Origin of the sequence: Lentzea sp. NBRC 102530 (assembly GCF_030269365.1) — a bacterium.
Classification (GTDB): Bacteria; Actinomycetota; Actinomycetes; order Mycobacteriales; family Pseudonocardiaceae; genus Lentzea.
Genome location: NZ_BSTF01000004.1, coordinates 397582 through 409529, shown reverse-complemented (window position 1 = coordinate 409529; position 11948 = coordinate 397582). Strand labels below are relative to the sequence as shown.

General features: G+C 69.9%; 10 protein-coding genes and 1 tRNA gene. 8 read left to right on the top strand and 3 right to left on the bottom strand.

From position 1 onward, the window contains the following. The first annotated feature begins 189 nt into the window (after positions 1 to 189). The 4 genes from QSK25_RS13430 to QSK25_RS13415 all read left to right on the top strand — a co-directional run bounded on the left by QSK25_RS13430 (position 190) and on the right by QSK25_RS13415 (position 4503). Positions 190 to 1833 (top strand): bifunctional 3'-5' exonuclease/DNA polymerase, encoded by a 1644-nt coding sequence (locus QSK25_RS13430; RefSeq protein WP_285638480.1) that lies wholly within the window; start codon positions 190 to 192, stop codon positions 1831 to 1833. Between the two features lie 135 nt (positions 1834 to 1968). After that, positions 1969 to 3348 carry a carbohydrate-binding protein gene (locus QSK25_RS13425; protein ID WP_285638478.1) on the top strand — a complete coding sequence of 460 codons (1380 nt, stop codon included), beginning with the start codon at positions 1969 to 1971 and terminating at the stop codon, positions 3346 to 3348. A gap of 55 nt (positions 3349 to 3403) precedes the next feature. After that, a tRNA-Val gene (locus tag QSK25_RS13420) sits at positions 3404 to 3475 on the top strand. A 386-nt stretch (positions 3476 to 3861) separates the two neighbouring features. After that, positions 3862 to 4503 carry a helix-turn-helix domain-containing protein gene (locus QSK25_RS13415; RefSeq protein ID WP_285638476.1) on the top strand — a complete coding sequence of 214 codons (642 nt, stop codon included), beginning with the start codon at positions 3862 to 3864 and terminating at the stop codon, positions 4501 to 4503. Here QSK25_RS13415 and QSK25_RS13410 read toward each other — a convergent pair. Beyond that, positions 4485 to 5312, bottom strand: a complete 828-nt coding sequence (locus QSK25_RS13410; RefSeq protein ID WP_285638474.1) for a hypothetical protein — start codon at positions 5310 to 5312, stop codon at positions 4485 to 4487. The genes QSK25_RS13415 and QSK25_RS13410 overlap by 19 nt on opposite strands. Positions 5313 to 5460: 148 nt before the next feature. Here QSK25_RS13410 and QSK25_RS13405 point away from each other — a divergent pair, with 148 nt between their 5' ends. The 4 genes from QSK25_RS13405 to QSK25_RS13390 are packed head-to-tail and all read left to right on the top strand — an operon-like array spanning position 5461 to position 8577. Then, the gene (locus tag QSK25_RS13405) at positions 5461 to 5871 is read left to right on the top strand and encodes a hypothetical protein (RefSeq protein ID WP_285638472.1); all 411 of its coding nucleotides are present in this window, start codon (positions 5461 to 5463) and stop codon (positions 5869 to 5871) included. Positions 5872 to 5887: 16 nt separating this feature from the next. After that, positions 5888 to 6457, top strand: a complete 570-nt coding sequence (locus QSK25_RS13400) for a DUF3558 domain-containing protein (RefSeq protein WP_285638470.1) — start codon at positions 5888 to 5890, stop codon at positions 6455 to 6457. A gap of 4 nt (positions 6458 to 6461) precedes the next feature. Continuing rightward, complete coding sequence (locus tag QSK25_RS13395; protein ID WP_285638468.1) at positions 6462 to 7787, top strand: PPE domain-containing protein; 1326 nt, start codon at positions 6462 to 6464, stop codon at positions 7785 to 7787. 10 nt (positions 7788 to 7797) lie between these two features. After that, entirely contained in the window at positions 7798 to 8577 is a 780-nt protein-coding gene (locus tag QSK25_RS13390) for an ESX secretion-associated protein EspG (protein ID WP_285638466.1), read from the top strand. Between the two features lie 46 nt (positions 8578 to 8623). Here QSK25_RS13390 and QSK25_RS13385 read toward each other — a convergent pair whose 3' ends face one another. Together QSK25_RS13385 and secD are read right to left on the bottom strand one after the other, a co-directional pair. Further along, positions 8624 to 9784: a lactate 2-monooxygenase gene (locus tag QSK25_RS13385; RefSeq protein WP_285638464.1), complete on the bottom strand. Its 1161-nt coding sequence runs from the start codon at positions 9782 to 9784 to the stop codon at positions 8624 to 8626. 34 nt (positions 9785 to 9818) lie between these two features. After that, complete coding sequence (secD, locus tag QSK25_RS13380) at positions 9819 to 11939, bottom strand: protein translocase subunit SecD (RefSeq protein WP_352235807.1); 2121 nt, start codon at positions 11937 to 11939, stop codon at positions 9819 to 9821. Between the last annotated feature and the right edge of the window lie 9 nt (positions 11940 to 11948).

The following is an 11948-nucleotide window of genomic DNA, read 5'->3' as shown; positions in this document are numbered from 1 at the left end:
CTTCATAGTCGGTCGCAGGTCAGGCCAGGGGTAGCAAGACCACACCATCGTGGTCTTTTCCTGTTTTTCTTTCACCCCAACGCCTACTGGCTTGGAGAACGTCCAACAGGTAGCTCCTCGACAACCCTGCAAACGTTTCCAGTTCAGCCTGGACTGAAATTGTCAGACCCTGTCGGCACAATTCGGGGTGTGCTGGTCGCCCTGGTCGCTGAGGGCGACGGCGCGGGTCGGTGGCAGAAGCTGAACGACGACGGGACCGCGGCGGGGCCCGTCATGGCGGCTTCGTCGCTGGCCTCCGCCGTCGCGTCGCTGGAACGCGCCCACCGGCCGCGCTGGGTGTGGGCGGACACGTCCGAGATCTACCCGCTGCTGCTCGCGGCCGGGGTGCGCGTCGACCGGTGCTGGGACCTGCACCTGACCGAGTCGCTGCTGCTCGGCGCGGAGGGGCGGCACCGGGAGCCGAAGGAGCTCGCCGGGGCGTTGGCGCGGGTGCTGGGCGTGCCGGCGCCGGCGGACGTCGGGCCGCCGAAGAAGGACGACGCGCTGACGTTGTTCGGGCCGGAACCGGTGGCGCTGCCGGGCGGCACCGATCCGCTGACGGCGTTGTCGCTGGTTTTCCGCGCCCAGCAACGGAATCCGGCGCTGGGGCTGCTGATCGCGGCGGAGTCGGCGTCGGCGCTGGTGGCGGCGGAGATGACGTTCCACGGGCTGCCGTGGCGCGAGGACGTGCACAACCGGTTGCTGGAGGAGGTGCTCGGGCCCCGTCCGGCGCCGGGTCAGCGCCCGAAGCTGTTGCAGGCGCTGGCGGAGGAGATCCAGGAAGCCTTCGGCGGGCGCGAGCTCAACCCGGACGCGCCGGCGAGCATCGTGAAGGCGTTCGCGCGGGCGGGCATCGAGGTGCCGTCGGCGCGGCGGTGGGTGCTGAAGAAGGTCGATCACCCTGCCGTGGCACCGCTTCTGGACTACAAGGAGCGCGCACGGCTGTGGGTGGCGCACGGCTGGACGTGGCTCGACGCGTGGGTGTCGGAGGGGCGGTTCCGGCCGGATTACGTTGTCGGAGGCGTGGTTTCCGGGCGGTGGGCTTCGCGCGGCGGGGCGGCGTTGCAGATCCCGCGGCTGATGCGGCAGGCCGTGATCGCGGACGACGGCTGGTGCCTCGTGGCGGCGGACGCCTCCCAGCTCGAACCGCGGATTCTCGCTGCGCTGTCAGGGGATGCGCGGTTGATCGAGGTGTGCGGGGACGACGACCTGTACGCGGCGCTGGCCGAGGACTCGTTCTCCGGCGAGCGGCCGCGCGCGAAGATCGCGATGCTCTCGGCGATGTACGGCGGCACCTCGGGCGAGGCCGGGCCGTTGCTCGCGGTGCTGCGCAAACGCTTCCCCGTCGCGGTCGGCTACGTGGAGGCGGCCGCGCAGGCCGGTGAGCAGGGGCGGATGGTGCGCACGCGGCTCGGGCGCACGTCACCCACGCCGTCCGCGGCCTGGCAGGAGCTGACCGGGGGCGCGGACGACTCCGGGAACGTGTCGAGCTCGTCGCGGCAGGCGGCGCGCAACTGGGGGCGGTTCACCCGCAACTTCGTGGTGCAGGGCAGCGCGGCGGACTGGACGGCGGCACTGCTGGCCGTGCTGCGCCACCACCTGCCCGCCGACGCGCACCTCGTGTTCTTCCAGCACGACGAGGTCCTGGTGCACTGCCCCCGCGAGGACGCCGATGCCGTGATCGAGGCGATCGCCGACGCGGGCCGTGAGGCGACGCGGCTGCTGTTCGGCGACACGGCCGTGCGGTTCCCGATGAACGCCGTGCCCGTGACCTGCTACGCCGACGCGAAGTAAGTCCAAACGAGACGCTTGGCGACCAGGCCGTGTCCTGGCGCGATTTGTTCCGTTAGTCCGAACGGGCGCTTGTTCTTGCACCGTGAGAGCGCTCTCATAAATGGACTGCACCCGTGACAAGGAGGTCACTCGCGCATGAGGCAACGCCGCCGCATCCTCGCGGCCACGACAGCTCTTATTGCCGCGGTACCCCTGGCGATCGCCGCCATGTCCGCCAACGCTTCGATCCCACCCCCTGCATCGGGATGGACGCAGGTGTGGGGTGACGACTTCAACGGTTCGAACGGATCGCTGCCGTCGAGCGCCAACTGGATCATCGACACCGGCCACGGCTACCCCGGCGGCCCTGCCAACTGGGGTACCGGCGAGATCCAGAACTACACGAACAGCACCAGCAACCTCAAGCTCGACGGCAACGGCAACCTGCGCATCACCGCGTTGAAGGACGGCGCGGGCAACTGGACGTCGGCGCGCATCGAGACCCAGCGCTCGAACTTCAAGCCACCGGCGGGCGGCAAGCTCGCCATCGAGGGCCGCATCCAGATGCCGAACGTCACGGGCGAGGCCGCGCTCGGCTACTGGCCGGCGTTCTGGACCCTCGGCTCGCCCTACCGCGGCAACTACTGGAACTGGCCGGGCATCGGCGAGTTCGACATCATGGAGAACGTCAACGGCCTCAACTCGGTGTGGGGCGTGCTGCACTGCGACGTCGCACCCGGCGGCGCCTGCGGTGAGTTCACCGGCATCGGCAACTCGCGGGCGTGCCCCGGTTCGTCGTGCCAGAGCGCCTTCCACACGTACCGCTTCGAGTGGGACGACGCCGCGAAGACGTTCACGTGGTTCGTCGACGGCCAGTCGTTCCACCAGGTCACGCAGGCCCGGGTCGGCGTGAACGTGTGGAACGCGATGACGTCGCACGCCGGCCACTTCATCCTGCTCAACCTCGCGATGGGCGGCGCGTTCCCGAACGCGCTCAACAACAACCAGCCGACCCCTGTCGCGGCCACGCAATCCGGGCACTCGATGGTCGTGGACTACGTGGCGGTCTACTCGGCTGGTGGCACTGTCCCGACCACCACCACTACGACCACGACGTCGAACCCCGGCGGTGGGGGTTCCGCGTACAACGAGCTGCAGGCGGAGAACGCGTCCGAGCGGTCCGGTGGCTCCGTTGCGCCCGGTGATGGCGGTTCGGGCGTGCATCAGATCGCGAACGGCGGCTACCTGAAGTTCTCCGGCGTGAACTTCGGCTCGGGCCCGGCCCGGCAGTTCTACGCCCGCGTGGCGTCGGGTGCCGGCGGTGGCGTGAGCGGGTTGGTCGAGGTGCGGCTCGGGTCGCGCACGGCCACGCCCGTAGGGTCGATCGCGGTCGGCAACACCGGTGGGTGGGACGCGTGGAGAACCATCCCCGCGAACATCTCGAACATCACCGGGACGCACGACGTGTACGTCACCTTCACGAGCGGGCAGCCTTCGCCGTACGTGAGCGTGAACTGGGTGAAGTTCGGAACCTGACCCTCGGTTCGCGGCCCCTTTGGGCCATCCGCTAAGCTTCCATCCGCACGACCACGGATGATTAGCTCAGCGGGAGAGCACTACCTTGACACGGTAGGGGTCACTGGTTCAATCCCAGTATCGTCCACTTGAGAACGGGGCCTCAGTTTCGACTGAGGCCCCGTTTTTCGTTTACCCGAGGTTGTCGGTGCCGTGCCGACGGCGGACCGTTCAGTTCGTCGCCTGGAACCCGAGCGCTTCCCGCAGCCGCGTGCCGATCTCCGGGTAGAGGTCGGCGCCCTGGATCCTCGTGGTCTCGGCCACGTGCGAGATGGCGGACAGGCCGTATCCCGTGTGGACGAAGTCGTGCCAGAAGCCGATGATCTTTTTGCGTCGTACGCGCGCTTCTGCGGCTGGGCGCCGACGTTGACCTGGGCGCGCATGACGTCGGCCGTCTCCTCCGTTGGCGACGGCGTCCCTTTGACACCAAGGATGACAAAGTTTGCAGGGACCGGAAGCAGGTACGGTCGGGGTGTGTACGCCGAACGTCCAGCTCCCGCGGGTCTGGCCTGTCTCTGGACGCGCACGGTGTCGGCCCCGACCGTGCAGCGCGTGGTGCCGGACGGCTGCACGGACCTGATGTGGACGCCTGCTTCCGGTGCGCTGGTGGTGGCCGGGCCGGACACCGCCGCGCAGATGGCTTCCGTTTCGGCCGGGACGTTGTACGGGGTGCGGTTGCCGCCCGGCGCGTTTCCGTCGGTGTTCGGGGTGCCCGCTCATGCCGTTCGCGACCTGCGGGTTCCTCTGGCCGAGCTGGTTCCTTCGGCCCGCTTGGACTCGTTCTCCGCGATGGTGGCGTTCTGCGCGTCGCGGGTCGCCGTCGATCCGGCGTTGGCCGCTACGGCGTCTTTGCTGCGGCGTTCTGACGTGGCTGCCGCGGCTTGGGAGATCGGGCTGAGCTCACGCCAGCTGCGTCGTCGTTGCCTGGACGCGTTCGGCTATCCGCCCAAGGTGCTGCAACGCGTGCTGCGCTTCGACTCGGCGTTGCGCCTGGCGTGGTCCGGCGAGTCCTTCGCCGCGGTTGCCGCTTCGGCCGGCTACGCGGACCAGGCGCACCTGGCCCGCGAGGTCCGCGCGCTCGCCGGGGTGTCGCTGGGTCAGCTGATCCGGCCGTAGCGGCGCAGCGTCAGCAGGGCGTCGACGGTGGCGATGGACCGCCACTCGAACTTGACGACCGGGGTGAAGGCCGGGAAGTGGAAGTCCCAGCCGCCGTCCTCCTGCTGCCCTGCTTCGAGCTGGTCGAGGTCCTCGGCCAGCTCTTCCTCGGTGAACCAGGCCGTCGCGAGGCTCGTCGGCCTCTGCGCGAACTGGTGCAGCTCCAGCCCCTCGCCGTCCGCGTAACCCTCGGTGCTGGGCTTGAGGTGCTTGAGCTTCTCCGCCGCCAGTTCGGCCCGTGCCCGGTCCGGCACCTCGTCCAGGAACATCGCCGCACCGCGCAGCTCGTACGGGTGCGTTCGTTCGAGCTTCTCGATCTCCTGCCAGCAGTAGTCGGTGGCCCGGTCGAGCCACGGGTCCGTCTGCTTGAGCGCGTGCAGGGTCGCGGCGATCTGGGACGTCAGCAGCAGCCCGCCCTGGTCGTCGGCCTGCACCCAGGGAGCCTTCGGGTGGTCCTTCGACGTGGACAGGCCGAACGGCACCGACCCGTCGGGACAGGTGGCGTTCAGCCAGGTCAGGATGCCTGCGGCATGCTCGGGGGCGTTCACGTCGGCGAAGGTCTGCAAGGCCCGCAGTGCGTGCAGCGGCTGGCTGGTGGGCCCGCGGTGATCCGGCTCGAGGCCGTAGCCGTACCCGCCGTCGTCGTTGCGGTAGGCCAGCACCGCCTGGACCACGTGTTCTGCCTTGCCGCCGTCGAAGGCGTGCTCGAACCAGCGTTGTTCCAGCGTGCGGGCGTTGTGCCAGAGGAAGTTCCTCGCTTGCTCGATCATGCCCCGAACCTATGCTCGTGGGGGTGCCCCGGTCTTGTACGAATCGGCCATGTGACCTGATCAGCTGGTTCGTTCGCCCGCGCAGGGAACCGGTCCTATGCGAAAATCCTCTAACCGGGGTGTTGAGTTCTGAGGGGAGCTGGCCAGGATGCTGATGTTCGACGCGGTCGTTCCGTGGGCGACCGGCGCTGCCGTGGGAGGAGCCGTCGGGTCTGCTCTCGGAGGTTCGGGTGCGGGCGGCGGCGGGACCGCGAAGTTCAGCGTCGACCCCGACCAGGCCCAGAAGATGATCGACGGCCTGAAGAAGGCCATCGAGCAACTGATGGACCTGGAAAACGCGAGCGGCCGCATCCAGTCCGCTGGTGCTCCCGGCCCCGACCCGTACAGCGGCTACGCGACGCTCGCCATGCGCAAGACGGCCGGCGGTGAGCCCGGCGGCTATCTCTGGGCGAACCGCGAAGCACGAAAAGCGCTCGAGCAGACGATCAAGAACATCGAGAAGGCCCTGGCCGAGTACCGGGCCACCGACGACGCGGCGAAGTCCGCCATGAAGGGCTGACACGATCTTGAAGCGAATGACCGCCCTCCTGACCGCCGTGCTCGCGTTCGGTGCGCTCGCCGGGTGCACGAGCTCTCAGACCGGTGGCAACCCCACTCCCGCGCCGACGACCGGCGGCGAGCAGACGAGCACGGAGCCCACCAGCAGTGACCCGGGCCTCAGCATCGCCAAGTACGTCAGCGCCCCGTGCAGCATCCTCACCTCGAGCCAGACCACGACGCTCGGTTCTGTGCGGGCGCCCGCGCCCGGCACCGGGGAACTCGGCCCGCTGTGCGAGTGGAAGGGCCAGGACGTCATCAAGAACTCCCGGTACACGGTTTCCGTGACCGAGAAGAAGCCGTTCGACGACATGGTCGCCAACGTCAAGAACAACCCGGTCTTCGACGACAAGAAGATCGACGGTGTCCGGGTGGTCTCCACCGACCAACTCGACGGCCTGATCACCTGCCTGGTCTCCATCCAGGCTTCCAAGACCGACTCGGTCACGGTTCAGGTCAACCTCGCCGCCGATGAGCAGGCCACGAAGAAGGCCTGCCCCGAGGCGGAACGGGTCGCACAACTGATCATCACAAACCTGAAGGGGTAGCGAGATGGCTGGGGATGAGCCGAACATCGGCGGTTTCGCCGTACTCCCCTTCGCGGGCGGCGACACGATCTACAAGTGGTTCCAGAACGGCAGCGGCCCCGGCCAGAGCACCTCGGTCACCGCACAGGCCTGGCGCGATCTCTCCAGCGGCCACGGTGACGTCGCCCAGCTGATCGAGCAGGCCGTGCGCGACTCCGGTGCCGCCTGGGAAGGCTCGGCAGGTGACGCGGCACGTGGCGCGACCTCGCCCCTGGCCACCTGGGCGACCGTCACGGGCGACTCGGCCACGCAGGCGGGTACGAGCGCGGACGCCGTCGGCGAGGCGTACGTCAACGCGCGCAACGCCATGGCCCAGCCCCCGGCCGTTCCGGACAAGCCGTTCCTCAACGACATGGCCTGGTGGGACACCGACTACGACAAGGCCGTCGAGAAGAACCAGCAGGTCAGCGAGCAGAACGTGCGGGCGTTCAACCAGTACGCCTCCGCCGTGACCGCGAGCACCGACAACCAGCCCACGTTCATCTCGCCCAACGCCGACGACGCGAACGTCCAAGAGGGACCGGCGGACGGCAAGTACAAGATCGACGAGGTCGGGTCCGGCAAGAACACGCCTCCGCCCATCGGCAGCAACCCCGGCGGTGGCGACCGCAGCGGCGTCGGCACCGGCACCGGCCAGGACGGCACCAACCTGTCCGGCTGGAAGCCGCCGACCGACGGCACGAACCCGGCCGGCGTGGACGACAGGTTCCCGAACGTCCCGCCGCCCGACGACGGCCGCAACCGGCCGCCGACCAACATCGGCGACCCGACGGTCCCGCCCGGTGGCAGGTACGACCCGAACGATCCGCGCCGTCCTGGCGGGCCGCTCGACCCCAACAACCCGCGTCGTCCCGGCGGGCCGCTCGACCCGAACAACCCGCGCAACCGTCCCGGTGGCCTGAACGGTCCCGGCGGCCCCGGCGGTGGTGGTGCCGGCGGCGGCCGTGGCGGTGGTGCCGGTGGTGGCGCTGGTGGTCTCGGTGGTGCTGCGGCAGCTCGCGGTATGGGCGGGCCCGGCGCCATGGGCGCTGGGGCGGCCGGCTTCGGTGGTGCTGCCGGCGTCGCCGGTGAAGGTGGTCGTGGTGCCGGTGGCTTCGGGCCTGCCGGAGCCGGTGCGGCCGGTGCCGCCGGGCGTGGTGGCGCGGCCGGCATGGGTGGCGGCATGGGTGCTGGTGGTGGTCGCGGCGAGGGTGCCGAGGACAGCGAGCACAAGTCCGCCTCGTACTTGCAGGAGACCGAGGACATCTTCGGCGACGGAACGATGGTCGCTCCGCCGGTCATCGGCGGATAAGGGGGAAAACGTGCTGCGGAGCAGGGTCGCCATCCCTGTCACGGCGCTCTACCAGGCGTGGCAGGCCGCGGGTCTGCCGACGATGCACCGTGCGCTGCTCACCCAGGTCGAGTTCGACGAGGGACTTCTCGAGTCGGGTGACGTGAGTGAGCTCGAACGGCTGCAACGGTCGGCTTGGGCGCAGCTCGAGCAGTACGGGCTCGCGCGTGGCGGGCAGATCCACCCGGATCTGGCCAACGCGCTGCGGCTCGTCGTCGAGGCCGGGGTGGAGTACTGGGCGTTCTTCAGCTTGAAGGACGGGCCCCAGCAGAGCGTGCTCGTCGTGACGAACGGGCAGGACGCGCTGCGGATCCTGCTCACGCCGGACCAGCAGTTCGTGCTCGAACCGGTGCGGGCCGACGAGGCCCCGCAGGCACTGGTCGGCGCGCTGCCGCCGACGCCGGCGGGCAAGGGCAACCCGATCACGCTTCCCGAGGACGCGTTGCAGCAGAAGCGGCAACCGTCCTATGAGGACACCGGGTCGTTCATGCAGCAGAGCAGGCCGACGAGCACGCCGAACGACCAGTTGGTCGCGCAGCTGCGGGAGATCATGGGGCAGCCGCGGACGGGCGGCGGTCAGGTGTTCTCGGCCAAGCGCGATCACCTGGGCCGCAAGCAGCGCTGCATCAACCCGCTGACGTACATCGACACGCCGAGCGGGCGGTACCTGGCGGCGAAGAGCGAAGGCTGGCTGCGGGTGCAGCCGGCCGACTTCGGCACGCTGGCGCGGATGACCGCGACCATGCCGTAAGAGCAGAACGGCCGGGGTGCACCAGCACCCCGGCCTCTGTCGCAGATCAGGAGAACCGCAGCGCGTCCGGCCCCAGGTCGGCCGGGCTGCGGTGACCCGAGAGTCCCAGCGTCAGGTCGAAGTCCGCGAGCAGGCTGCGCAGCACGTGCTTCACGCCCACCTGCCCGCCGTGCGCGAGCCCGTACGCGAACGGCCGCCCCACCATCACGGCCTTGGCCCCCAGCGCCAGCGCCTTCACGATGTCGGCGCCGGTGCGGATGCCCGAGTCGAACAGCACGTCGACCTGCTCCCCCACGGCCTCCACGATCGACGGCAACGCGTCCAGCGACCCGACCGCGCCGTCCACCTGGCGGCCGCCGTGGTTCGAGACGACGACACCGTCCATTCCGTACTCGACGGCCTTGCGGGCGTCGTCGGCGTGCTGGATTCCTTTGAGGACGATCGGTCCGTCCCAGTGCGCGCGCAGGAACTCGAGTTGGTCCCACGACTTGTCGGTGCCGGTGAACAGCTGCACCCACCGCAGGATCGCCATCGGCAGGTCCTCCTCCGGCGACTTCTGCAGTCCGGCGCGGAAAACCGGGTCGCTGAACGGGATCGCCGTGCCGACGCCCCGCAGGAACGGCAGGTAGGACTGGTCCAGGTCGTGCGGGCGCCACGCCAGCGTCCACGTGTCGAGCGTGACGACCAGCGCCGTGTACCCGGCCTTGCGAGCGCGTTCCAGCAACGACGCGCACACGTCGGGGTCGTTCGGCCAGTACAGCTGGTACCAGCGCGGGCCCTCGCCGGACGCCTCCGCGACCTCCTCGATGGTGTGCGAGGACGCGGTCGACAGCACCATCGGGATGCCGAGTTCGGCGGCGGCACGGGCGGTCGCGAGTTCGCCGTCCGGGTGCAGGATCGACTGCACGCCAACGGGTGCGAGCATCACCGGCGCGGGCAGCTCGGTCCCCAGCACGGACACGCCGAGGTGCCGTTCGGTCGCGTTGGTCAACATCCGCGGCACGATCCGGACGCGGTCGAACGCCTCGCGGTTCGCCCGCACGGTGGCGCCCGAGCCGGCGCCTCCCGCCACGTACCAGAACGGACCGGGGCCGAGGCGGTCGCGCGCGGACTGCTCCAGCGCGTCCGGGTCGGTGGTGAACGGCGGCACGGTGCCGCCGAGCCCCTGGAGGTAGATCTCGTTCTGGTACGCGGCGAAAGAGGTCATGCCGCCTACTTTGCTACGGACGGCCCGGCACGCACTAGACCCGCGCGGACGCCGGGCGCTTCCGCGCCACCGCCTGCCGGGGCCAGCGCGACTCCAGCCAGATCGCGATCGGAGCGGCCGTGACCACTGTGGACACCGTGCCCGCCACGAGGCCGATCAGCAGCGCGATCGCGAAGTCCGCGAGCGAGCCGTCGCCCAGCACCAGCAACGCCGCCAGCACGAACAGCACGCCGATACCGGTGTTCACGGTGCGCGGCACGGTCTGCACGACCGCGTCCGACACCACGTCCGGATACGCGGCCTTCAACCGCGACCCACGCAGTTCGCGCAGGCGGTCGAAGACGACGACGGAGTCGTTGACCGAGTAGCCGATGACGGTGAGCAGCGCGGCCAGGAACACGCCGTCCGCGGTCTTGCCCATCCACGCGAAGAGTCCGATCAGTACCAGGACGTCGCTGATCAGGGCGGTGACCGTGGCGAGGCCGAGGCGCCAGTCGAAGCGGACGGCCAGGTAGACCAGCTGTGCGGCGACGGCGATGGCGAGGCCGATGATGGCGTTGCGGCGCAGTTCGGACGACAGCGACGGCCCGATCAGCTCGTTGCTCGACTGGCGGGCGCCGCCGTCGACGGCCGACGAGACGACCTCGCCGATGCGGTTGGACGTCGCGTCGTCGATCGGACCGGTGCGCAGCGACACCTCGTTGCCCGACGACGACACGACCACGTCGGAGAAGCCGGCGTCTGCCAGTGCGGTGCGCACGCGCCCCGCGTCGACGCCACCGCCCGCGGTGAAGTCGAGCATGCGGCCGCCGGTGAACTCGACGCCCAGGTTCAGGCCGCGCAGGAAGAGGCCCGCGAACGCGACCAGCACCAGCACACCGGCGCTGATCAGCCACCGCGACGGCCGCCGGTACAGCACCACGGACAGGCGCTGGCGGACGTAGCCCAGCGTGTGCAGGCCGCTCAGCCGAGGGCGCTTGGCGATGAAACGCGAGCCGATCACCCACACGACGAGCACGCGGGACAGGACCAGGGCGCTGAACATCGAGGCCAGCACACCGATGGTCAACGTGACACCGAAGCCGCGCACGGGGCCGGTGGCCAGCCAGAACAGCAGACCGGCGGCGAGCAACGTCGTCACGTTCGAGTCGGCGATCGCGCTCAACGCACCGCGGAAGCCGTTCTCCGAGGCACGGCGGAGATTCGGTTTTCGCGCGTACTCCTCGCGCGCCCGCTCGAAGATCAGGACGTTCGCGTCGACCGCCATGCCGATCGCCAGCACGAAGCCGGCGAGGCCCGGCAAGGTCAACGTCGCCCCCACCGCCAGCAGCCCGGCGTAGGCGACACCCGCGTACCCGACCAGCGCGACGACGGCCAGGAAGCCCGCGAGCCGGTAGGCGAACATGAGGAACAACGAGGTCAGGGCGATGCCGATGATCGCGGCCTTGGCGCTGGCCTCGATGGCCTCGGCACCCAGGGTGGCGCCGACGGTGCGCTGTTCGATCACCTCGACCGGCACGGGCAACGCGCCGGAGCGGATCACCAGGGCGAGTTCCTTGGCTTCCGGCTGCGAGAACCGGCCGGTGATCGTGGTCGCGCCGCCCGCCTGGCCACCGCCGCAGGGCGTGTCGAGGCTGACCTCGGGCGACGAGATGGGCTTGCCGTCGAGCACGAACGCGATCTGGCGGCCGGGCGTGCCGGACGGTTCGCAGGCCGCCTCGCCGGTGACCTTCTGCCAGGTCTTCGAGCCCTCGCCCTGGAACTGGATGTTGACCACGAAGCCCGCGCCCTGCGGGTTGGCGTTGGCCTGGGCGTCGGAGATGCCCTCACCGGTCATCACGGTCTGGCCGTTGCGTTGCACGGTGAGCTGCGCGGTCTGGCCGAGGACCTTCACGGCCTCTTCGGGGTCCTGCAGGCCGGGCAGTTCGACGACGATCCGGTTCTCGCCGGAGCGCGCGATGACGGGTTCGGCGACGCCGAGCGCGTCGACGCGGCGGCGCAGGACCTCCATCGACCGGTCGGCGGCGTCGGAGTCGCCCTGGGCCTGGAGCACGATCTGGGTTCCGCCGCGCAGGTCGAGGCCGAGGCGGGGATCTGTGGTGAGCAGGAGGAATGCGGATGCGACGAGGACCCCGAGCGCTATGAGACCGCGCACGAGCAACCC